The following is a 25,906-nucleotide window of genomic DNA, read 5'->3' as shown; positions in this document are numbered from 1 at the left end:
TGAGAGAGACTTAGAAATAAATGTTATAAAAAACAATTGATTCTATTGTTAATGCCCCTTAACAATAAAATAGAAGTAACAAAAAATGATTATGAAAAAACCTACTACTTTAAGAACGCTGATTTTTGTTTTAGCTTTGCTTTTCAATTTTGCTTCCTACTCGCAAAATGAAATTGCATTTAATTCAAAACTTAGTTCAGGCTCGAATGAGAACTTTTTCTTAAAAGCAAATAATTCTGAGAATCGTTTTAGTTTTGATCTCGATGCAGCACCGTCTAAAACTTCGGCTGCGCCACTTACAAATCCGGTTATTCCTTATGCGCAATTACCATATGCAGGACAGGTAACACAATGTCCTAATGATGGTAAATTACTTCCAAAATTATTTTTATGTGGTGGAAATGATTCGCGTCTTATTGATACAAAGATAACTGATGCACAATCTATAATTTGGGAGCGATTTGCTTCTGGAGGAGGTTGCGTTGCGGTTTCTAATAGTGATTGTGCAAATGAGGCGGCGGACGCTAGTTGCTGGAATCAAGTAGGTACGGGACAAGATTATCTGGCAAATGTTGCAGGGCAGTTTCGTGTTAAAATTATTGACAATACCGGAACTCCTTATATTTTTTACTTTAATGTTTATCAAAATACATTAATACCTACAGCTACCACAAAAAGTGATATCATTAGAAATAGTGCAGGAAATTGTCAAATTAGCGGAAAAATTACTGTAGGCGGTTTTGGTGCCGGTTATCAATATAGCTTTACTACAACGGGCACTTCGGGAGCATGGCAGGACAGTAACATTTTTACAACTAATACACCAGGTAACTATACTGCTTATATAAGAATAAAAGGAGTTGTGGGTTCATGTGAATTTAAAGTAATAAATCTTGATATTAAAAATGTAAGTTTTGCGGTTACCACATCTATTACATCTCCAAAATGTAGTGGCGCTACAGGAAGTGTGCAGGTAATTACAAACGATATTAAACAAGAGTATACCTATACCATCTATAATGGTACTAATACAAGTGGCGCTTCATTAAATAAGGTTGGCCCAACACAAGATGCCACTACTACCTTTACAGGTTTGCTTCCGGGAACGTACACAATATTGACATCAATAAAAGGTTCAACTTGTGCTCCTGAAAAAAATACTATTACCATAGCTAATGCACCAAATCCAATAACTTCCGGTGCAAGTATTACACAGGCACTAGGTGTTTGTAATTCAGGTCAAATAACAATTACAAGAGGTGGCGGAACGGCGCCGTATAAATTCTTTGTGAATACTAACGGTGCAGGTTTTCAAGAAAATCCAACGAATATTATTGTGGTAACACAACCTGGAAGCTATGTTATTCGTGTAGAAGATGCTAATGGATGTTCATCTGCAAGCAATGTTACTGTGAATGTTCCTGCAGTTACTAAACCTATTTACCAAATTAATAAGGTCGATGGAGATTGCTTAGGGAATGTAGGTAAAATTTCACTTAACGTTTCTAACAATAATACATACAATCTTATACAATATAGTATAGATAACGGAGTAAACTTTTCATCTAGTACTACAGTATTTAATATACCTAATCCAGGTAGTTATAGAGTCGTGGTTAGATATCGAAAAAATGTTAGTGGGAACGAGGCTTTCTGTACTGAGCCTGCAAGTATAATAACTGTAGGTCCTTCTGTTGCTCTGACAGCATCTGCAGGTGTAGGTGAATTATCCGGTTGTGGTCCGGTTGGTAAAGAGCTTTACGGTTTAGTTAGAATTATAAACCCGCAGGGAGGTACTCCTTTTCCGGGAGCATTTCCATATAAATATAGTTTTGACGGTAAGCAAACGTGGGTAGATAATAACACCGAATACATGAATTATGGTGGACCTTACACCGTTTATATAAAAGATGCAGTAGGTTGTGAATATGCAATGGGGGGAATTACAATTGATAAAAAACCTGATCCTCCAACAATAAAAATTTTAGATCCTGTTTTTAATTGCGACGGATCTGCTACAACTACAGTAACAGTTACAAATAGTGGTACTGGTGACCCGAAATATAGCTATGATTATTATATGGATGGTGTATTAAACACATCTGTGCCAACTAACGTTTTCAAAAACGTTACGCAAGGTGATCATACTGTAACAGTTAAATATAATGTATTAAAAGTTTCTACTTATAGTAATTTATTACAAGAGGATTTTGGAAAAGGAGGTTTTACTACTACTCCGGGTATTAATCCTGCCTATTGTTACGAAGATGAAGCATTTACTCATCTTTTGCCAGGTTATTCTTGTAATAAAGATGAATGGATTAATGATGGTGAATACGCAGTGGCAAGTCAAATTAGAACACGATTTGGTAATTCCTGGATCGTGGCAAAAGATCATACCACTCCAGCTGATCCACTTGGCAGGTTTCTGGTTGTAAACGTGGGTGGAACTGCAGGTATTGGTGGTATCTTATATAGTAAACCTATTAAAGATGTTATTGAAAATCAGGATGTAATAATTTCGTTGTGGGCTGAAAACTTAATTGTTAAGACTTCAACTACACATGATGATCCAAAATTAACTATTCAGTTAGTAAATAACTTAAATGGTGTAGGAGGAACAGAAACAATTGTTGCAACAACAGATACTTCGAATCCTTGGGTTGTTCCTAAATCGGAAAAGTGGGAATATAAAGAGTTATTATTAAATCCGGGCGCTTATAAAAATCTTAGTTTTGTAATTCGTTCGTATAGTAATCAGTTTAACGGAAACGATGTACTTATAGATGATATTTGGGTACGCCAGATTCCAAAATCATGTAATACTGTTGCTGATTTTCCAATCTACGTTGATGGTAGTAAAGCTTTCTCTGCTGGTATTACAGGTTTTAAAAATATACTATGTAATGGAGAACAAAATGGTGAGATCACATTATCTGCCAAAAATTTTGATCCAACAAAAGGGTTTCAATATTTAGTTGCTGGTGATCCTGCAGGATGGCAGACATACAAGCCTGTCCCAGCGGCAAACAGTGGAAGTATAACATTGACTAATTTAAAAGCGGGAACTTATAGTATACAAATTCGATACGACAATTCTGCAAATAGCTGTGTTTTTCCAGTAGCGCAGGAAATTAAAATGCCAACGGCATTAACTCTTACAGCTAAAGTAACTAAAGTTGCTACATGTGAATTGGGAGCAACCATAACTGCTGAAGCAAAAAACGGAACACCGGGTTATCAATATGAATTAAGGAAAGAAGATGGAGTAACAGTTGTTGCTGGTTATACGTTTAGCAATTCTGCAGTATTCACAGATGTTCCTGTTGGAAAGTATGTGGTGGTAGCCAAAGATTTAAATGAATGTCAGGCAGCGGTTCCTGCAAAAGTAGAAGTACTTCCTGCAGTTAAACCAACGTTAGCTTTTGGACCAATTCCTCAGTGTTTTGACTCAAAAACCGGTCTTGATTTAACCCTTACAATTGGTGGCGGAGTAGGACCATACACTTATACAGTTGCTTATAACGGTGGAACACCGAGTTTACCAAGTGCAACTTTCAATGGACCAACTTTTACATACAAAGCGACGAACGAAGGTACTTACGAATTTGTAGTTAAAGATAGTTATGCCTGTGAAACAGAGGCAAAAAGCACAATTATAAAAGCACAATTACTTACAAGTACAAACGTTACCACAGGACTCGATTGTGATCCTGCACCAAATAACCAGGCAGTAATATCAGGAGAAATTAAGGGCGGTACAGCACCATACGTGGTAAGTATCACTTCGGGAGTAACTACCGGTACGTTGGTACAACCCGTGGCAAATGGAAACACATTTACATATAGTGTAGCAACGGCAGGAAATTATACATTCCAGATTAAAGACGCCAATAATTGTATTACTACTAGTGAGGCAATTATTGCACCTCTTGATGCTATAACATTATCTACTAAAAATACAAATCCAAAATGTAATGGCGGATCTACAGGAATCATAGAATTAATTGCAGGAGGAGGAGCTGGTGATTTTACTTACAGTAAAGATAATATTACGTTCAATCTTAATTCTATAATTACAGGACTAAAAGGAGGAATAAAATATACTTTCTATGTAAAGGACAAAAATAAGTGTGTAAAAAGTATTGATGTAACATTGACGGATCCGTCACCAGTTGTGGCATCTGCTTCTATTCCTAATAATACAACATGTAGTAAAACTACAGTAATCACAGTTACCGGGGCAGGCGGAACACCTGGATATAGCTACAGTTTTAATGGCAGTACGGCTTATGATCCTTTAAAAAATACTTTAACAGTAACCAATACTAAAGCAGCACAAAAGATAACGTATTCTGTTAAAGATTCTAACGACTGTATTGATACTAAAGAAATAGATATTCCTGCTTATGATCCACCAGTTGGAATTACTTTCAGTACTCCGGCAGCGATCACTTGTGCGCCTGGTAAAACAACAACTAGTGTAACCTTAACTCCAAAATCTGGAGGAATTGCACCTTATAGTTATACAATTACAGCAGGTCCAAATAATGTTGGAACTACAAGCACTAGCGTTTTCTCAGGATTAATTGCAGGTAGTTATACCTTCCAGATTAAGGATGCTAATGGATGTACGGATTTTGGATCTATTACCATTGATGCAGCAAAAACAATTTCAGTTTCTGGTAAAAAGACAGATGTTAAATGTGTTGGACAAACCAATGGTACAGCTACATTTACTGTAAATGGAGCAAGTTCAGTGGGTAATTTTACTTACGTATTAACTCCGACTTCAGGGACTGTTACACAAGTTAATGATGTGGTAACTGTTACCGGTTTAGGAGCAGGAACTTACACTTTGCAAGTTACAGATAAAACTACAGGATGTTCTTCTAATGTAGCTTCTGTTACAATAGCTCCGGCAACGGCAATAACAATTACTGCAGCTACAGCAACTAATGTAAACTGTAAAAACTCTATTTCAAACATTGTGGTTACTGCCAATGGTGGTTTACCAAATTATAAATATGCTTATGTTATAAAAGGAAGCGGAATGCCAGCGGCAACTGCTTTCTCAAATATCAATACAACGATTAATACCGGAGCAACACAATCTAATTTATTTTGGGATGTGTATGTAATGGATCAAAACGACTGTACAGCAGGACCATTTGACTTAGAAATTAAGAAAGATGCTTCACCATCAGTGAAAACTCCGGCTCCGGCAACTTTCTGTTTTAAAGCTCCGTCTTCAACAACAAAAGATCTTAGTACATTCTTTAATCTTGGAACAGGTACTCATACTTATACTGTAAACGGGGTATCAGTCGCTAATCCAACAACTTATAAGATTACAGCTAGCGGAACTTATACAATTGTAGTAACCGATGCTAACACTTGTACTGCAACAGCGACATATATTATTAATGATGAGTTGACTATTTTAGCAACTAGAGCAAAAGATCTGGATTGTAATAGTAATGGTCAAATTACTTTTACTGCTAATGGTGGTTCAGGTACTTACTCTACTTATGAAGTACAAGTTAATGGAGCGGGTGCATGGACTTCAGTAACTTCTCCATATCCAGCTTCAGCTGCGGGAGATTATCAGTTTAGAGTTACTGATAATGCAGGTTGTCAGGCAGTATCAAATATTATAAAGATTACGGCAAAAACAACGCCTACATTTACACACAATGAAAAAAATCCAACTTGTATTGGAGCTACAAATGGTGAAATTAACATAACCAATCCAACAGGATTAGCACCATTTACTTATGAAATTAAAAAAGGAGCAGTAGTTGTTTCAACAACAGCAACTAAAACAAATTTAAGTGCTGGAGTTTACGACATTCTCTTAACAGATAGTAAAGGATGTACAGAGACAGCTCAAATTACATTAAGTGATCCTAATCCATTAACTGCGACAGTAAATTCTACACCTTTAGCTTGTAACACAGATAATACAACAAAAGAGGGAACTATTACGGTGACTGCGCCATCTGGAGGTACAGGAATAGGTTATGAATATAGTTTTAATGGTGGAGCTTTTTCTCCAACGCCTAATTTCAGTACTTCTATAACTGGTACAGCAATAGCTGTTAAAATGAGAGATAGTAATAATTGTGAACAATCTTTAGGATCTGTAACTTTCAATGCACTAGACGCTCCAAAGATTACAAATATTACTGCAAGTCTGATTACATGTAAAGCAGGTGAAAATGTAAGTGATGTAGAAATTACCACAAGTAACGGAGTTGGTACTAAGACCTACGTTATTGTTTCTGGACCAAGCAGTACAAATACAACCGGAGCTACAGATGGAAAATTCAAAGGACTAGCTGATGGTTTCTATGTGTTTAAAGTTACAGATGCAAATGGATGTAGTACTACAGGTGATATCACAATAAAACCACTTGTTACAATTACAGCATCATTAGTATCTCAGGTAAATGTAAAATGTAACGGAAACAGTACGGGTTCAGCACAAATAACAGTTGGGTCTTATTCAACAACTTATACAGCTGCTTTAACTGCAGGAACTGGTTCAGTTGCACAAACAGGAAACATTGTTGATGTTACTGGTTTAGCTAATGGATCATATACTTTAAGAGTTACAGATGATACTACAACTTGTTTTAAAGATGTAAACTTTACCATTACACAAGCAGCAACTTTGACTTTAGTTGAAGCAACAAATAAAAATGCTTTTTGTTCTCAGCCATTATCAAAAGTTTCTGTAACTGCTGGTGGTGGAAAAGCACCTTATAGCTATGCTTTTAGAAGCACAACTGGAAATCCGGCAACAGGGGATTATGTTTTAAATAAAAATACCGCAGATCTTGACCCGGCAATTACAACATGGTATGCATGGGTAAAAGATGCTAATGGTTGTGAAACTTCTACAACGATTACTATTGCTAAAGATCCGGATGTTCAAATAGCTAAACCAGCATCACAATGTTTTGTTGGAACTGCATTTAATATTACTCTTAGCGAAGTAGCTGGAACCGGTGTCGCTCCATACAGCTATACTGTAAACGGAACCTCAGTAGCAAATGACATTGTAGCTGGTTTGCCAGTTCACACGGCAACTTACAGTGTTAAAGCTTCTGGAACTTACAGATTAGCAATTAAAGATGCGAATGGCTGTTCACATTTTGTAGATTACATTGTTGAAAAGCAATTAACAGCTACGGCCGTTCCTGATAAAGACATTACATGTATTGCTCCAACTGCAGCATCAATTACAGTTACTATTACTAATGGAACAGCACCGTTTAGTTATCAAATTTATGATGGAACAACAGCTCTGGGTACAGGAAGTGCACCAACAGGAAGTTTTACGGAAACGTTTACTACTGCTGGAAATTATAGTTTTGAAATTAAAGACGTTAATAATTGTCCTGTAAAAACTAATGCAGTAACAGTAACTGCTACAGTTCCAGTAGTAATGTACCCTGTAACAGTAACTAAAAATATATTATGTAGTGGAGAATCTACTGCAGAAATTAAAGTAACGTATGATAATACGCAGGGAAGAGGTCCTTTTAAAATTAATGTAAAACAATATGCTGAATTAGCACATACTACTTTATTAAAAGATTTTGATACACAAACTTCTGGTCTTCCTGCAGGTTTCTATGTGGTAACTGTTACAGATTCAAGAGGATGCTTTGATACCGAATTTGTGACTATTAATCCGGTAGATCCAATCAATGTTTCATTTAAAGGAAATGATATTACTTGTGTTACAGGTTCTGGACTTTCAAAAGGATCAATTGTTGTTAATTTTGCAACTGGAGGATCGGGAACTTATACATATCAGGTAAAAAATGATACAGGTTATACTTCTCCCCTGGTTCCTTCTTCAGGTGGATCATATACATTTGACTTGATTAATTTTGGTAATTATCAATTAACAGTAATTGATTCAAATGGTTGTTCCTGGGTTGAAAAAGATATTCTTATAGCTTCTCCACCGGAGAATTTAGATTTAGTGGTTACTCCTACAACGCCACCATGTGGTGCATTAGGATCTGCAGAAGTTAAAGTTGCTACTTCATTGGCAGGACCATTACCATTTTTCTTTGCAATTTATAAACCGGGAATTGTTTATAGTGCAGGAGACCCAGCTTGGTACCCGGAAGATGGTACAAATAGTTTAAAAACTACTATTCCAGGTTTAATCCCGGGAGTTACTTATACTTTTATTGTTTATGACGACAATACAAAATGTTATTATTTTAAAACTTTTAAAAATACTGTTCCTTCTGCATCTACTTTAGATGCTGCGGCAGTTGCTGTGCCAATTACATGTATTGGTGAGGCGGATGGTTCTGTTAATTTAACTATTAATAGTAGCTACGGAACAAGTACAAATGTTACGTATGAAATATTTAATGCAGCAACTTTAGTAACTACCGGAATTGTTGATAGCGGAACTGTTCCTGCTAATGGCAGTTTAAATATTACTAAATTTGGTGGAAAACCAACTTATACAGGTTTGCCTTACGGAACATATTATGTTCTAGTTACTGAAGCATCTGGATGTACAAGTACTACTGCTAATTTTAGTATTACTGAATCTACATTTGAGTTAGAGATCGAAGCAGGAAGCAATAAAAATGATAATTGTGCTAATGATGCAGGAGTAATAACGGCAATAGGTAAGAAAGGTACAAGTCCATATACCTATGCAATTGTAGCTAACAATGCAGCACAACCAACAGTATTTACAGGAGTAAATACTTTTAATGTAGAAGCTGGGGATTGGGATGTTTATGTAAAAGATTTTAACGGCTGTATTAAAAAAGCAGATGTAAATGTAGCAGCAGATCCAGAGCCTGAAATTTTAGCTGTAACACCAGCTGCGACTTGTTATACAGGAACGCCAGTTAATGTGACAATTACAACTAAAACTCCAATTTTTGGACCAGTAACTTATAGTGTTGATAAAGGTGCAGTTATTGGAGCATATGGAAGTTCAGCTTCATTTGACTTAACACCGGGAACTTATACATTAAACATTAAAGATGGAAATGGATGTACAGATTCGCAAACATATGTTCTTAGAGAACAGTTAACTTTATCACCAAAATCAGTAAAAGAATTAGATTGTAACACTCCTGCTCCAAATGGAGGATTTACAGTTGAGGCACAAGGTGGTAACAATACCTATAATTATACCATTACGGCAGGAGCTGGAAATACGACTGGTGCATCAACGGGTATATTTACAGGTTTAGATGCTGGAACATATACTGTTGAAGTTAATGACGGATTCTGTACGGCTACAACAACAGTTAAAATTGACGCTTTAATTGATATTGTTCCGGCCAAAGATGTTACCCCACCATTATGTCCGGGTAATGCTGCAAAAGTAGTGATCACAGCAACTGGAGGAACTGGTGTTTACACTTACCAAAAAGGTGCAGCGCCAACATTGCCAACAGAAACCGCAAATATATTTTCACAAACTGCTGCTGAAGGAACGGTAACATACTATGTGAAAGACAGTAAAGGCTGCGTAAAAACTATTGATGTAACTGTAACTGATCCAACACCGGTAACTATTACTTTAGTAGATGTAGATCAAATGTTATGTGGTGGTGGAAACACTCCTACTGATGCTAAGATTACTGTTACAGCAACAGGCGGGGCAGGAAATTATGAGTATAGTTTTGATAATGGTCTTAACTTCTCTCCAGATAAATTCTTTATTACTACGACCGCTAAAACGTATGATATTATTGTAAAAGATGCAAACGGATGTTTGTCAGCGGCAGCAATCGGAACAGTTAATCCATTAGATCCACCGGTTTTTGCACCATTTGGTTTAACACAAATGACTTGTCCAGGATTGACGACAGATGTAACAATTAACTATACGCACGGTATTGGTTTAGTAACTTATAAGATGGTATCCGGTACAACAACTAGTACCAGTGGAGATTCATCAGGAACTTACACAGGATTAACTCCGGGTGATTATGTATTCAGAATTACGGATAGCAATAATTGTACTGCTGAAAAATCATTGAATATTCCTAATTTACCAACATTACAAATGCAGGAGCAGGTTGTTGCTAATGTAGATTGTATGGGTAATAAAACAGGTAGCGCGACATTCACGGCAAGTAATTTTACTGCTTCAGGTGCATTTACATATTCAGTTGTAACTACTCCATTAGGATTAACATATACAGATTCTAAAGTAAACGATGTGGTTACATTAACAGCTCTTGCAAAAGGACGTTATGAAGTTACATTTAAAGACAATACTACATTATGTACCGTTACTAAATTTGTTGATATTACAGAGCCAACTGTAGCATTATCACTTACTGCTACTGCAAGTAATGTAAATTGTAATGATAGTATCTCACAATTTACAATGACTCCGGTTGGAGGAACATTAAATTATACCTATTCAATTGTAGAGAGTGGTACACCAGCTGGAACGTATTCTACTACAACAACTATCGATACTGCAACTTTAACAAATGGAGTAACAGTAGGTTTAGGTATGACATGGTTAGTAGATGTTTACATTAAAGATGCAAACAATTGTACTGCTATGACTACGGTTACTATAACAAAAGATGATACACCAACAGTAACAACGCCTACATTGGCGAATAACCAATGTACTGCAAACGGAAACTATACGTTTACTGCTACTGCGACAGGTGTGGCACCATTTAAATTTAGTATCGATAATGTTACTTATTTTGACAGTGCTACCAACACTTATGAATTTACAGTGCCAGCTCCAACAACGGCTTCACAAGCTTATACAGTTTATGTAACAGATGGAAATGGCTGTCCTGCAACAAGTACGACAACAACAACGGTTTATAAACCATTAAAACTGAATGTAACTCAGGATAAAGAAATTACCTGTATTGCGATGCCAGTAACTGGAGCTCAATTTACTTTGACAGCTTCAGACGGAAACCCAGCTTATACGTATGCAGTAAATATTAATGGTGGTGGATTTAATACCATTTCATCTACAATGCCGTATACTGCAAATGTTACAGGAACTTATATTTTCAGAGTAACAGACAGTAACAATTGTCCTGTTGATAGTGATGAAATTCTAGTTTCAGATCCGGTAAATCCTGACTTTACAACAACTAAGGTTGATGTTAAATGTTATACAGATGCTACAGGAACAATTACAGTTACGCCTTCAGGAGGTGTCGGCCCTTACACTTTCGCTTTAAGCGGAGCAGGAACAAACAACTCTGGAGACGCTACAGGATTATATACAGGATTACAAGCTGGTTCTTACACGGTAGCTATTACAGATAGCTATGGCTGTACATCTGCAGTAAAACCTGCAATTGATATCATTGAACCTACAGAATTAAGAGCATCAGCTTCAGCTCCGGACAATAAAACTTGTAGTACAACTACAGTAATTACAATTACAGGACAGGACGGTACTCCGGGTCCAGTAGGTCAGGAATATACCTATAGTTTTGATAATGGTTTAACTTATGATTCATCTAATACACTATCGGTTGATGATAATGGATCAGTTCAGACAATCTGGTATTCTGTAAAAGATGCGAATGGTTGTAAAACGGCACCACAATCTATTGATGTACAACCACTAAATAAACCGGATCAGTTAACTTTCTCAGCTTCACCAATTACTTGTAAATTAGGTGAAGATGTAAGTACAGTTCAGGTAAAAGCAAGAAATGGTGTGGGTGGTTTAACATTCAGAATTATTGCAACCAATACTGCGACACCTGCAACAGCATTTGGACCAATTACAACGGCTGACTCATCAGTAGCGGCAAGTTTCCCAGACTTGCTTCCGGGTGATTATACTTTCCAGGTAACAGACAATTTCGGTTGTTCTTATCAGGATGTTTATAAGGTATTAGATAAAGTTGACATCGCTGTTGATGGAATTTTAAATAAGGGAGTACTTTGTAAAACGGAAGCTAACGGAAAAGTTACTTTTGTAGTTTCAGGTTTCGCTGCCGGATTTACATATAATATTACAGGTGTAAATGCTCCAGGTTTAGTTACACCAGTAGGAACCGACAAGTTTGAACTGACTAACTTAGCAGCGGGTTCATATACAATTAATGTAACAGATAGTGCTACAAATTGTGTGGCTAGTTCTACAGTAGATGTTCCTGAACCAGATGCTTTACAAGTTAAATATACACCTATTAAAAACGCAAATTGTACAGACGGATTCAAAGTACAAGCTGCAGCTATTGATGGAACTCCTGGTTACACTTATGCATTTGTAAAAGCAGGTGATCCAATAGTTTATGATGTAGCAGATACTGCTGTATTAGATAAAGGATTTACATGGACAATTTGGGCAAAAGATTCACACGGTTGTGAGGCTTCAATTCCAGTAACAATTATTGTAGATCCAGCACCAGCTATTACTAACGTAGTTGCAACACAATGTCCAAGTGCAACAAATACTTATGACATTACAGTAACTGCAACAGGATTTACAGCAGATCTTGAATATAGCTTAGACGGAAATACTTGGCAGCTGAATAATAATATATTAACAGCTACAAGAACTGGAACTCATACTGTATATGTAAGAGACAAAAACAAATGTCAGGTTACATCAACGGTTGATATTTTAGAACCTTTGAAATTATTATTTGATATTACAATTCCGCCAACGTGTACAACAACAAATGGTCAGGTTACATTGACCGCGTCTGGAGGATCAAATAATTATGAATATAGTATTGACGGAACAACTTATGTTGCTTCGAATGTATTTAATAATTTAGGGCCTGGAAATTATACATTCCATGTTAAAGATTTAGGAACGCCTTGTACAAAATCAGTAGATGTTTTAATTGATATTCCAAATACTGCAATTGATTTCACATTAACTCCTTCAAAAACACTTTGTAACGGAGCAAGTGACGGAACAATTACCGTTAACATGGCAACGCCAACAACAACCGTAAACAATAATCCGGTTTATACGTATTCAATTAGTCCGGCTCCAGTGGGAATGGTCTTAGTTGGTAATGTATTTAAGAATCTTCCTCAGGGATTATATACTGTTACAGTAACTTCAGGAAAAGGATGTCCGGTTTCATTAGACGCAACTGTTGATCAGCCAGCGATTATCGATGTGCCAAATGCGGTAGTAGCACAATATGTTTGTACGGCTGGAAACAAAGATAATTATGCGACTATAACTGTGCCATTGCCGACAGGAGGTTCAGATGATTATAAAGTATATGAGTTCTTAAGAGATGGAAATGCTGTACCAGTACAAAGAGGAGATAGCAATGTTTATACTGAATCTGATTTGTTAGGGCATGCTTATGTTATTAATGTATACGATACTAATGGATGTTTGGGATCAACAACTGCCACAATTAATCCATTTGTAGCAATTGACTTCGGAACTCCTGCTGTTACGGTTACACAACCAATTACTTGTGCTAATGACGAAAATATTCAGGTAAATGTTGTGACAACGGGAACAACTACCCCAATGCCGGTATTAATCTATCATGTTAAAGGAACTAATGCAGGGAATACTTATGATCAGACAAAGAATAATGGTACTTTCCTTCAATTACCAATAGGTATTTATAGTGTTACCGTTACCAATCCTGCAACAGGATGTATTTTAAATTATATTCATTATGTGAACAATCCAAATACATTTAACTTAATAACAGAGAATGTTAAGAATGTTGCTTGTTTTGGAACTGCCACAGGAAGTATTGATTTAACTATTGTTGATAACGAAGTAGATCCTAAAGACGATGCTGGTATTTTTGATTACCAAATTTCCGGACCGGTTATGATTAATGGCCGCTCGACAGGTGCGACTATTACTATTCCTAATTTAGTTGCAGGAGTTTACACAGTCAAAGCACAGCTGGTTGGATCACCATATTGTGAAGTTGAAAGTACTTTTGCAATTGATCAGCCACTTACTGCATTACAAATTTCTGAAACTCATACGGTTATTACTTGTGACCCGGGTAACGATGGTACGATTACAGTTAGTGCAAATGGAGGATGGGTAGGAGGTTACCAATTTGAATTGGTAGGTCCGGTAAGCGTTCCTTATTCTGATCAGTACTTCTTCGAAAATTTAGTTGACGGAGTTTACACATTAAATGTTAAAGATTTTAATGGCTGTATTGAAACAACGACAGTAACCCTGAGAAATCCTCAGCCAATAGTAGTTACAGCTCAGGCAACAGTTGCCGACGTAACTTGTAACGGAGATGCCAGCGGTGAAATTACTGTTGATCTTCCAACAGGTGGTCAGGGAACAAATTATCAATACATTTTAAATTATTTATCTGTCGATCCAGTTGTTTCATCTACGCCTCAAATAAGTCCGGTTTTCTCAGGACTGAGTGCAGGTACTTATTCTGTAACAGTAATAGATGGAATTAATTGTAGTTCTCAGCCAACAGCAGACATTGTAATTAATGAACCTGCAAAAGTTAAAGCAAACCTAACTTTAGAGACTGGAGTAACATGTAAAACTGATGCGACAGTAACATTAAGTGCATTTGACGGAAATGCTCCATATACGTACAGTACAGATGCTTCATTTAGTACTGTCTTAGGAACATTTGCATCATCTGTTACATTCTCTGTAGGATTTGGAGATCATCAATATTACGTTCGTGATTCTAAAGGATGTATATCAGATATTTCTAATAACATTACGGTAACACCATTAGCACCATTAGATCTTAAAATAGATTTAAGTAATGCTGTAGTTTATTGTAAAGGAAGTTTAACTGCAGTTATTGATGCAGAAGCAACAGGAGGTTTAGAAAATTATATATACACATTGTATGATGGTAGCGGAAACATACTCAAACCTGCACAATCAACAGGATATTTCGATCAGCTTCCTCAGGGTACTTACGTGGTACGTGTAGATAGCGGAGATTGTCAGTACGATTCAGCTCCTATAGTTATTACAGAACCAGCCGCAGAATTGTCTGCCATTCCAACTGTTACAGATGCAACTTGTTTTGGTGCCAACAATGGTAAAATCGAAATTGCTGCTACAGGTGGTACAGGAATTATTAAATATGCTATTTCGCCAAACTTAGCTCAGTTTGATGATAAAGCGGTATTCGATCGTCTGGCTCCTGGTATCTATACAATATTAGTTCAGGATGAAAATTCTTGTTTTGTTCTGATAGAACGTGAGATTAAAGAACCAAATCCTTTAGAAGGTAAAGTAGTTGGTCCAATCATTCAGGAAATTTGTGATGGAGATAATGATGGAGCATTTACAGTAGAAGTTTCCGGAGGAAGACCACCTTACAGCATTAGTCTTGATAATGAGAACGGAACTTATATTCCATTAAATAATGGTACAAGACATGACTTTACTGCTCTTAAAGGAGGTACTCATAACGTTTATATTAAAGACGCTAGTTGTACAACAATGGTTGAAGTAATGATGGATAAAGCTGTAGTTCTTAACCCAACTGCTGAGGTAACATACGACTGTGTAAACAATGCGCAGGCAAATATGGTAGTGGTAACAGTTGACGCTTCAAATAATCCAACAGACGTAGATTACTCTCTGGATAATAATGGAACGTATCAGCCAAGTAACATCTTTACAAATGTTCCTGCAGGTACTCACTTCATAGTGGCAAGACATACTAACGGATGTGAAGTGCCAACTGCAACATTTGATGTAGAAGGAATAGCTGAGGTAAGTTTAATCGATGTAACAAATTCGACTACAGACATAAACGTAATTACTGTAAAAGCTTCTGGCGGAATTGCTCCTTACGAATACAGTTTCAACGGAGAGCCATTCTCATCATCTAATACATACAGAATCTATAAAACAGGTGATTATCCGGTAATTGTAAGAGATAAAAATGGTTGTGAGGCAACAATAATAGTTCATGGAATCTTCTATGACTTCTGTATGCCAAACTATTTCACACCTAACGGTGCAGGTTCAAATACAACAATTGGTCCTGATTGTGGCGCATTAGCATACAAAGAATTAACGTTTGACATCTTCGACAGATATGGTAGAGCAGTAGCTAAATACCGTGTAGGTCAGAAATGGGACGGTAAATACAATGGAAATGAATTACCAACAGGAGATTACTGGTATGTTCTTAAACTAAATGATCCGAAAGATAACAGAGAGTTTGTTGGACATTTCACTTTATACAGATAACAAAATTATAGCCCCAATGATGTTATCTAAAAAAATTAATACAATGAAAAAGTTTATTTTATCCTTAGTACTCATGGCTGTAACAACTAGTTACAGCCAGGAGTTAAACCTACCAGTGTTTACTCAATATTTGGCTGATAATCCTTTTATTCTTTCACCTGCCTACGCCGGTATTGGAGATAATCTTCGTATTAGAGCCAATGGTCTTACGCAATGGGTCGGAATTAAAGATGCACCAGATAACCAGTCATTGTATGCCGATTTTCGAATTTTAGACCGTTCAGGTGTTGGTTTGTCATTGTATAATGACAGTAACGGTAATACCAGGCAAACAGGAGCTAAAGTGTCTTTTGCGCATCACCTTATTTTAGATTATTATTCAGAACAATATCTGTCCTTTGGTATTTCGTATAACTTTAATAGTTTTCGTTTAGAAACAGGTAATTTCACGGGCGACGTAAATGGTCCGGGAACAATTATTGATCCTTCTATAACAGATAATCGTCAGACATCAAATAATAACTTTGATGTGAGTGCCTTGTATCGTAAAAAAGGCTTTTACCTGAGTTTTAATGCCAACAACGTTTTAAAGAAAAACTTAACCAAGGAAAGAACAAACGAACCATCTTTGCTTTCGAATTTTCAGGTTTATTCTGGATTTACTTTTAAAGACGGAGAAAATAGACGTATAGAATACGAACCATCTGTTTTCTTACAGTATTTTGCTAGTGATGGACGTTCGACAACCGATTTTAACTTCAAATACAGAAGATACAATAGATACGAAGATTATTACTGGATCGGAGTTTCATACCGTTTTTTAAATGACCAATTTCCAAAACCACTGGCAGCTGGACCAATGGCAGGATTTATGAAATCAAAATTCTATTTTGCCTATTCTTATCAGATAATGTTTAATGGTCTTGGAGCTTACAATTCAGGAACACATTCTATTACAATCGGATTCGATTTCTTACAATCTATCAGTAACTGTCCTTGTACACAAAGTCCGGTTCACGATTAAACAAAGTAATTTTATCATTTTTGAGAATTAATTTGTTGGTTTTCATAATTTACAACGTTTTCGTTTTTAATGAACTGTTATTTTTGCTTATTTGAAATTTAGAGTACTGTAAAAGTTCTATATTTGTTATTCTTTCAAAAAATTATAAAAAATTAACAGATGAAAACTTTAAACGATTTCGATTTTAAAAATAAAAAAGCCATTATCCGTGTTGACTTCAATGTGCCATTGGATGAAAATTTTAAGGTAACAGATACTACACGTATCGAAGCTGCAAAACCAACAATTGATGCTATTTTAGCACAAGGCGGTAGTGTGATTTTAATGTCACATTTAGGAAGACCAAAAGGAGCAGAAGAGAAATACTCTCTAAAGCATATTTTGAAAACAGCTTCAGAAATTTTAGGAGTTGAGGTTAAATTTGCTGACAACTGTGTTGGCGAAAAAGCTCAGGCAGCAGCAAAAGACCTTAAACCGGGTGAAGTTTTATTATTAGAAAATTTACGTTTTCATGCAGAAGAAGAAGCTGGAGATGTAGCTTTTGCTAAAGAATTAGCTTCTCTTGGAGATATTTATGTAAACGATGCATTTGGTACAGCCCACAGAGCGCACGCATCTACTACTATTATTGCACAATTTTTTCCAAACGATAAAACATTCGGAACATTATTGGCAAAAGAGATTGAAAGTTTAAATAAAGTGCTTAAAAACAGCGAAAAACCAGTTACAGCAGTACTTGGAGGATCTAAAGTTTCATCTAAAATTACCGTTATCGAAAACATCTTAGATAAAGTAGATCACATGATTATTGGAGGTGGAATGACATTTACTTTCATTAAAGCTCAGGGCGGAAAAATCGGTGAGTCGATCTGCGAAGATGATAAATTAGATTTAGCACTTGAAATTTTAAGATTAGCTAAAGAAAAAAACGTTCAGGTTCATATTCCGGTTGATGTTATTGCCGCAGATGATTTTTCAAACAATGCAAATACTCAGGTTGTTGATGTAACAGCAATTCCTGACGGATGGCAGGGTTTAGATGCAGGTCCAAAATCTCTGGAGAATTTCAAAAAAGTAATTTTAGAGTCAAAAACTATTCTTTGGAATGGCCCATTAGGCGTTTTTGAAATGGAAAATTTCTCTAAAGGAACTATTGCATTAGGCGATTATATTGCAGAAGCAACCGAAAAAGGTGCCTTTTCATTAGTTGGAGGAGGAGATTCTGTTGCAGCCGTAAAACAATTCGGATTTGAAGACAAAATGAGCTATGTTTCTACTGGTGGCGGGGCTATGCTTGAAATGTTAGAAGGAAAAGTTTTACCTGGAATCGCTGCGATTTTAGACTAAAATATCACAATTAACATTTTTTTACATAGTTTTATTCGATAAAGGGCTTAAGTTTGCAAAAGTAACACTCTTATATTCGATTGATTTATAGAATTTTAAAAAAATGTTATATGATTGTAATAAAAAGATTTTCATTAGTCATTTCTGCTTTATTTTCTATGGCCGCTTTTGCACAAGATATTGCAAAAGCTGAGGTAGAAAAACCCGAAGTAAAACTTTCTTATCTGGATTCTATTAAAAGTACATTCAAAAAAGACAATCTGGCGACCAAAGTCGATAGTTTATGGATGAATGAATTAGTAAGTTTAGATATTTACGACGATTTAACAAAAGATATCCAGACTATTAATAAGGATGTTACCGTTGATCAGGAGCTTCCAACCGAATTGTTAAAAGAACGATTGGTTGCAATGAATCAGAAATCGCCTTTTGAAATCGAATACAATCAGGGTTTAGAAAATATAATAAAGTCATTTCTTAAGAACCGTAAAAAATCGTTCTCACGATTAATGTCTTTATCAGAATATTATTTCCCAATATTCGAGGATGCTTTTGCCAAACAAAATGTTCCTCTGGAAATTAAATATTTAGCCGTTGTAGAATCTGCTTTAAATCCTAAAGCAGTTTCTAAAATGGGCGCCACGGGACTCTGGCAGTTTATGTACGGTACCGGCAAACAATACGCTTTAAAAATCGATTCGTATATTGATGAAAGAAGTGATCCTCTTAAAGCGACAGCAGCAGCTTCAGAATATATGAGTAAAATGTTCAATATATTTGGAGACTGGGAACTGGTTTTAGCATCTTATAATTCCGGTCCGGGAAATGTTACCAAAGCAATTCGTCGTTCTGGCGGAAAAACAAAATACTGGGACATTCGTAATTATCTGCCAAAAGAAACACAAGGTTATGTTCCTGCTTTCCTTGCTACAATGTACCTTTTTGAATATCATAAAGAACACGGAATCAATCCGCAAAGAGCTGTGGTTAAAAACTTCGAGACCGATACAGTTTGTGTAAAAAATCAAATATCTTTTAAACAGCTTGCTGATTTATTAGACATGCCACAATCACAAATTCAGCTTTTAAATCCATCTTATAAAATGGGTGTAATTCCTTTCTATCAGGGAGAACAACATTTTATTCGTCTTCCAAAAGATAAAATCGCAACATTTGTTTCCAACGAAGATCAGATCTATGCATACGTTAAGCACGATACAGAACATAAATCAACTTCATCAAGATTAGCAGTTAAATATGCTCCAAAAGTAAAACCGGCAGTAGTTAAATCTGTTATTGAAGAAGATGATAATGAATACCTGTCGTATAAAGTTAAAAAAGGGGATAACCTTGGGGCAATTGCTTCAAAATATAATGTAAGCAGCGCATCGATTAAAAAATGGAATAATTTAAAAACAAATAGCGTTGCTGTCGGAAGAAATCTTAAAATCAAGTTTGAAGATCAGCCGGTATTTAAAGCTGTTCCATCTATTGACAAAGGAGAATCTGTCATTGCAACTGCAGATGATAAAGATAAAACAACAAGTAATCAGGATTATGTAGTTGCTGCCGGAGACAATTTAGGAAGTATTGCAAAAAAATTCGGTATGACTATTGCGGAGTTAAAAGAACTTAATAATTTATCATCAAATACTATTGGATTAGGTAAAACGCTTATTATTTCTAAAGCTTCTGTAGTTATTGAAGAACCGGCTACAACTGCAATTGCTTCAAATTCGATTGATTCATTTAAGAAAAAAGCACCGTCTAAAAATTTTGGTGAAGATTATTACGTTAAAAAAGGTGACTCTTTATACAGCATTTCAAAAAAATATCCTGGGGTAACAATTTCAGATATTAAAAAATGGAATGGTATTAAAGACGAAGATATTAAACCGGGAATGAAACTTAAAATAAACGGATAAAAGAAAAATCTTATTTAAATTTGGGTTTTATTTCATAAATTAATAAAATGAATAAAACCCATTTTTTATTTTTATTACTTCCATTTTTGCTGATCTCTTGCTTTAAAGGAGAAAAACAAAGCCAGACTGTTTCAGGAAAAACAAATGCTATTTCAGTCATTATAGACGATCAGTTATGGTATGGAGAAGTTGGTGACAGTATTCGGAATAAATTTGCTTCGCCCGTTCTTGGGCTAACACAGGAAGAGCCTCTTTTTACCATTAATCAATATCCGGCAAGATTGCTGGAAGGTTTTGTTACCGACAGCCGCAGTATAATTGTAGTCAAAAAAACCGCGGCAGAAAAATTCGAAGTCATTCGAAGTAAAAATTTACCACACAACACTTTTCGCATTTACGGCAAATCTGTAGACGATATTATTTGCAGTATCGAACTGAATTCGCCCGAAATCATCAAAATTATCCGCAATGCCGAAATCGAAAAAATTCAGCAGGACAATAGTGCTTCACTGTTGAATAAAGCCATCATAAAAAATAAATTTCATATCAATATTCAGATTCCGACAGGATACGAATATATGCTTCACAAAAAGAAATTTATCTGGCTGAAAAAAGAAATCATAAGTGGCAACACCAGTCTGCTGATTTATCAAATTCCGCTTCGCAATTTTAAAAAGAAAAAAGATGTCGTAAACGCCATTGTAAAAATGCGCGATTCAGTTGGAAAATACATTCAGGGACGCGAGCTGAATACGCAGATGATTACAAGTGAGGCGTATGCCCCTTATTTTTCGAAGACTATGATCGACAATAAAAATGTTTTCGAAACCAAAGGAACCTGGGAATTAAAAAACGATTTTATGACCGGACCTTTTATTAATTATGCGTTCGTAGATGAAACCTTTAATCGGCTTTTGGTTATAGAAGGGTTCTGTTATTCACCCTCACATCAGGAACGCGATCTCATGTTGGATTTGGAAGCAATCATAAAAACCGTAAGAATTGACAAACGTTAGATTTTGATTTTTTATTTTGGAAGGTTTTTCCAATTAATTACTTCGTTCTTACTAATGATTAAACTTTAAACCACAGCAAGACAATTTTTTTTCGTAATATTGTTTGTAACAAACTTTAAAACAAATAGTTATGAAAAAATTAACCACAGTATTAGTAGGGATAACATTATGTTTTATTTCCTGTAAAAAAGAAGTAAAGCCAGAAGTTACCACAACAAAAGATAAGGATACAACAGTAACCGAGGAACCAGCAGTTGAACAGCCTGTAGATTCTGCTACCGAAGTAAAAGCATGGCAGGCATATGCTACACCGGGAACCGAGCACAAATTGCTAGCAGATGAAACCGGAACATGGAACTGTGATATGACTTTTTGGTACGAACCAAATGCAAAACCTGAAAAAGCCACTTCGGTAGCAGATGTTAAAATGATTCTCGGCGGACGCTATCAGGAAGCAAATTATAAGGGAACTATAATGGGGCAGCCATTTGAAGGAAAAAGTACGGTGGCATACAATAACGCGAGTAAAGAATTCACTACCACTTTTATTGACAATATGGGAACCGGAATAATGACGGCTGTCGGAACATATGATGACGGCTCAAAAAGCATAACGTATAAAGGCGAGTTGGTAAATCCTGTAACGGGCAAAAAAGCACCCTACAGAGAAGTTTATACCATCGTCGATGCAAAAACCAGAAAAATGGAAATGTTCGATGTCAAAAACGGTTCAGAATATAAAAGCATGGAAATTGTAATGACAAAAAAATAGTTTTTTCTGAGGGACAAAGTTACAAAGTAGCAAAGGCACAAAGCTTATTTCACAGCGAATTGAAATAAACTTTGTGCCTTTGCTACAAAAATTTTAGCGTAGCTAAAAAATAATATAACTTAGCGACTTCGTGCCTTCGTGGCAAAAAAATAGAAGAATGGAATTAAAATGGAAAATAAAGCCTTTTGAGGCATTAACTGTTCATGAGTTATATAATTTGCTTAAGCTGAGAAGTGAAATCTTTGTAGTGGAGCAAAATTGCGTTTATTTGGATCTTGACGGAAAAGACCAAAAAGCTTTACACTTAATTGGAGAATTTGATGGCGAAATTGTGGCCTATACCCGTTTGTTTGATGCCGGGATTAGTTTTGATAACGCCTCTATTGGAAGGGTGGTGGTAGACCAAAATTACAGAGACAGGAAATGGGGACATGATTTAATGCGTGAATCTATTACCGCTATTAAATCGAAATTCGGAAAAGATAAAATTACAATTGGCGCGCAATTGTATTTGAAGAAATTCTACGAAAGTCACGGTTTTGTGCAAACCAGCGAAATGTATCTGGAAGATGATATTCCGCATATTGAGATGGTACGAGAATAAATAAAAGAGGCTGAAATTCTAATTTCAGCCTCTTTTAATTTTATGTAAATAGGATGTTTATATTATGACATCTTTAAAATCGTTTTATATTCGGTCTGGTTGTTTAAGACATTAACCGCCCTTTTAATTTCAGAATTATTTTTGATATAATATTGATATAAGCCTTCCTGATATTGATACCTTTTAATCAGTTCTTCCAAAATCATGTTTTTGATTTCTTTCTGGTTTTTATCCAGTAAAGTAGTTTCGCTTTTTTCTAAAGCATTCAATAACTGCTGATATTCTCCAGTAATTGTTTCATCGATTTTTTCTTTTTTCGCTGCAGCTAAAGTGTTTTTCAGAGCAACTTCGGTTTCGGTATCAAAAGTGATTTTATTAACTTTTAGATATTGTTTGAAAGCGTTATAGTCGGCATCTGTCAAAGTTGGGATTTTGTCACCCAAATTTGGATTTTTATAATAATAAGTGGTAGCATAATCAAAAACACCATCGTTTTTAATTAAAGCCGTTGCAATAGCGCTTGTTTTTGCTTCTTCAAGTTCAATATCCGGTAATACACCGCCGCCATCGTATACGGTTCTTCCTTTTCTGGTTTTAAAAGCATTAAAGTTTTTGGCATCTGTTTTCTGAGCAACACCATTTTTGTCCTTGTGCGCGTAATCCAAAGCCTGAATACATCTTCCTGAAGGTGTATAATATCTGGAAATAGTTACTTTTAACTGAGTTCCGTAAGTTAAATCTACAGAACGCTGCACCAAACCTTTTCCAAAACTTCTGCTTCCTAAAACCACTGCGCGATCCAGATCCTGTAAAGCACCGGAAACAATTTCAGACGCAGAAGCACTTCTTCCGTTTACTAAAATGGCAAGTGGAATCTGGGTATCAATCGGCTCTTTCTGCGTTTTATAAGTATTGTTGTGTTTCTCAATTCTCGATTTTGTAGTTACAATAACCTCATTTTTCGGAACAAATAAATTACAGATATCAATAGCTTCATTTAATAATCCGCCGGGATTTCCTCTTAAATCCAAAACAATTTGTGTTGCTCCGTCAGCTTTTAGTTTTTCAAGTGCGTCTTTTACTTCGTTTGAAGCTTTTCTGCTAAAATGTGCCAAAACAATATAACCTGTTTTCTCATCAATTTTTCCGTAAAAAGGCACCGATTTAATATCTACTTCATCCAAAACCAAAACCGTAGTAAAAGGTTTTCCCTGACGCAGGTATTTGATATTGATTTTTGTATTTTTTGTTCCTTTTAATAAAGAAGAAGCATCATCTTTAAAATCGGCAATCATAATATCTCCAATCTGTATAATTTCGTCACCTGCTTTTAGTCCGGCTTTGTCAGCAGGATAATCTTTGTAAGGTTCACGAACAATTAAGCGATCTTTTTTTCTGGAAATCAAAGCACCGATTCCAGTATATTCTCCGGTATTGTTGATTTTAAAATTAACTACATCCTGTTCGTTAAAATAAACTGTATACGGATCCAGACTTGCCAGCATGTTTTTGATGGCTTTATCCATCAGATCACCCGGATTGGTTTCGTCTACATAATTCGTATTTACAGCTTTAAACAAGGTTGTAAAAATCTCGATCTGCTTGGCAATTTCAAAAAAATCTTCTTTAAAACTGGCACCAACAAACAACATTCCCGCCACAGTGACAGGTATAATGAATTTCTTTTTGAAATATGGATACATGATTATTCTTTTTTTCTTCTTCTTCTAAATCTTTTTCTAATAAAATAGGCCAATATACATAGTATAATAACAAACGGCCAAATACTGATAAGTCCAATTAAGAAATCCGATAAACTATAAAATCCCGATTTTACAGCGGCCCACAATTTGGATCCATAAGAGATTTTAACGCCTTCTTTTTCGGCTATCGTTTTGTAAAATTCAATTGTAACGGTACTTTCAGAAACACGGCTTTCCAGATATTTAAGCTGACCTTCTTTGGCTTCGATTTCTTCACGAATGGCAGAAATCTGCTTTTCGATTTCTAAAATCTCACTTACCTTATTTGCTTTTTTTAAAATTTCCAGATAACGTTCTTCGAGTTTTTTCTTTGTTTTTAATCTTGATGTTAAATCAATAAATTGTTCGGTAACATCTTCTGCAGATATGTTTTTGACTTCAAAATACGAAACACCTTTTGAAATATCACTTATAAAACGATCAAAATTCTGACTTGGTACTTTTATAGTAAGATTTCTAAAAACAGTGGCAAAATCTTTTCCCTCAGAATCGTTTATAATTTTTGCTTTATTCGCAGAAACCGCTTTTTGAATTTGAGTAAAAGTGTTTTCAAGATCATCTGTTTCGAATCTTAAAGTTGCTTCTTTGATGATTTTTTGTTCCACTTTTGGCGGAGGAGTTTCACTTGGACTTTCATCAGAAGATTCAGATTCGCTTTTTGGAGGTAAATTTACAGTTTGCACAGACAAATTTTCTTTAGGCTCATAAGATTTTTTACATCCCGTTAGAACAGAAAAGAAAATTAACAATAATAATAAATGTCGCATATACAATTCAATTTAGAGCTAAAACTACGATTTTTTTGTCTAATTTGATTATTAATATTACGTTTTTGGATTTACGATTCTGTTTTCTTTTCAGAATCTTCAATTTTATTGATTTGCAATGAAAATTTCTCAAACAACTGAATCATTTTGGTATTGATTTCTTCGTAAGATAATCGGTCTTTGGTCTGATAAAAAAGCATGATTGAATATGGCTGATCCAGATTATCCATAAGCAGATGTTTATTGAGACGATAAGTTTCTCTTAAAACTCTTTTGAAATAATTTCGGTCAACGGCTTTCTTGAAGTATTTCTTGGAAACCGAAACTCCGATTTTAGTTTGCCCCTGAGAATGCTCATCCGCCCGACGGTAAACCAAACGCAACGGATATTTAGAAACCGATTTTCCATCAGAAAATAAAAATCCAATTGTGGTTTTGCTTTTTAAACGCTCGTTTTTAGGGTAAGTGAAGTTCATTA

10 protein-coding genes are annotated in these 25,906 nt (G+C 35.6%); 7 read left to right on the top strand and 3 right to left on the bottom strand.

The window, feature by feature from the left end:
- Positions 1-91 precede the first annotated feature (91 nt).
- From ABEB31_RS09715 to ABEB31_RS09685, 7 genes are all read left to right on the top strand, one after another.
- Positions 92-16,210 carry a T9SS type B sorting domain-containing protein gene (locus tag ABEB31_RS09715; protein ID WP_347051349.1) on the top strand — a complete coding sequence of 5,373 codons (16,119 nt, stop codon included), beginning with the start codon at positions 92-94 and terminating at the stop codon, positions 16,208-16,210.
- 43 nt (positions 16,211-16,253) lie between these two features.
- Positions 16,254-17,234, top strand: coding sequence for a PorP/SprF family type IX secretion system membrane protein (locus ABEB31_RS09710; RefSeq protein ID WP_347051347.1), 981 nt, complete (start codon positions 16,254-16,256; stop codon positions 17,232-17,234).
- Positions 17,235-17,393: 159 nt separating this feature from the next.
- On the top strand, positions 17,394-18,581 hold the full coding sequence (locus ABEB31_RS09705) for a phosphoglycerate kinase (RefSeq protein WP_347051345.1): 1,188 nt from the start codon (positions 17,394-17,396) through the stop codon (positions 18,579-18,581).
- Positions 18,582-18,691: 110 nt separating this feature from the next.
- Positions 18,692-20,506, top strand: coding sequence for a LysM peptidoglycan-binding domain-containing protein (locus tag ABEB31_RS09700; protein WP_347051343.1), 1,815 nt, complete (start codon positions 18,692-18,694; stop codon positions 20,504-20,506).
- A 47-nt stretch (positions 20,507-20,553) separates the two neighbouring features.
- Positions 20,554-21,522 carry a DUF4837 family protein gene (locus tag ABEB31_RS09695; protein ID WP_347051341.1) on the top strand — a complete coding sequence of 323 codons (969 nt, stop codon included), beginning with the start codon at positions 20,554-20,556 and terminating at the stop codon, positions 21,520-21,522.
- Between the two features lie 130 nt (positions 21,523-21,652).
- Positions 21,653-22,294, top strand: a complete 642-nt coding sequence (locus ABEB31_RS09690) for a DUF1579 domain-containing protein (protein WP_347051340.1) — start codon at positions 21,653-21,655, stop codon at positions 22,292-22,294.
- 157 nt (positions 22,295-22,451) lie between these two features.
- Positions 22,452-22,898 carry a GNAT family N-acetyltransferase gene (locus ABEB31_RS09685; RefSeq protein ID WP_347051338.1) on the top strand — a complete coding sequence of 149 codons (447 nt, stop codon included), beginning with the start codon at positions 22,452-22,454 and terminating at the stop codon, positions 22,896-22,898.
- Between the two features lie 62 nt (positions 22,899-22,960).
- Here the strand turns inward: ABEB31_RS09685 and ABEB31_RS09680 are convergent, their stop codons facing one another.
- The 3 genes from ABEB31_RS09680 to rnpA form a co-directional block, all read right to left on the bottom strand.
- Positions 22,961-24,601 (bottom strand): S41 family peptidase, encoded by a 1,641-nt coding sequence (locus tag ABEB31_RS09680; RefSeq protein WP_347051337.1) that lies wholly within the window; start codon positions 24,599-24,601, stop codon positions 22,961-22,963.
- Positions 24,602-24,603: 2 nt separating this feature from the next.
- A complete protein-coding gene (locus ABEB31_RS09675; protein WP_347051335.1) occupies positions 24,604-25,428 on the bottom strand; it encodes a DUF4349 domain-containing protein in 825 nt (274 codons plus the stop codon).
- Positions 25,429-25,499: 71 nt separating this feature from the next.
- A complete protein-coding gene (rnpA, locus tag ABEB31_RS09670) occupies positions 25,500-25,904 on the bottom strand; it encodes a ribonuclease P protein component (protein WP_347051333.1) in 405 nt (134 codons plus the stop codon).
- Between the last annotated feature and the right edge of the window lie 2 nt (positions 25,905-25,906).

The organism is Flavobacterium olei (genome assembly GCF_039749035.1).
In the GTDB taxonomy this organism is placed as follows: Bacteria; Bacteroidota; Bacteroidia; order Flavobacteriales; family Flavobacteriaceae; genus Flavobacterium; species Flavobacterium olei.
The sequence above is the reverse complement of the archived record's forward strand: the minus strand, read 5'-3'. Positions and strand labels throughout refer to the sequence as shown.

Coding starts and splice junctions, on each gene's coding strand:
- ABEB31_RS09715 (WP_347051349.1), top strand. CDS start 92: ATGAAAAAACCTACTACTTTAAGAACGCTGATTTTTGTTTTAGCTTTG.
- ABEB31_RS09710 (WP_347051347.1), top strand. CDS start 16,254: ATGAAAAAGTTTATTTTATCCTTAGTACTCATGGCTGTAACAACTAGT.
- ABEB31_RS09705 (WP_347051345.1), top strand. CDS start 17,394: ATGAAAACTTTAAACGATTTCGATTTTAAAAATAAAAAAGCCATTATC.
- ABEB31_RS09700 (WP_347051343.1), top strand. CDS start 18,692: ATGATTGTAATAAAAAGATTTTCATTAGTCATTTCTGCTTTATTTTCT.
- ABEB31_RS09695 (WP_347051341.1), top strand. CDS start 20,554: ATGAATAAAACCCATTTTTTATTTTTATTACTTCCATTTTTGCTGATC.
- ABEB31_RS09690 (WP_347051340.1), top strand. CDS start 21,653: ATGAAAAAATTAACCACAGTATTAGTAGGGATAACATTATGTTTTATT.
- ABEB31_RS09685 (WP_347051338.1), top strand. CDS start 22,452: ATGGAATTAAAATGGAAAATAAAGCCTTTTGAGGCATTAACTGTTCAT.
- ABEB31_RS09680 (WP_347051337.1), bottom strand. CDS start 24,601: ATGTATCCATATTTCAAAAAGAAATTCATTATACCTGTCACTGTGGCG.
- ABEB31_RS09675 (WP_347051335.1), bottom strand. CDS start 25,428: ATGCGACATTTATTATTATTGTTAATTTTCTTTTCTGTTCTAACGGGA.
- rnpA (WP_347051333.1), bottom strand. CDS start 25,904: ATGAACTTCACTTACCCTAAAAACGAGCGTTTAAAAAGCAAAACCACA.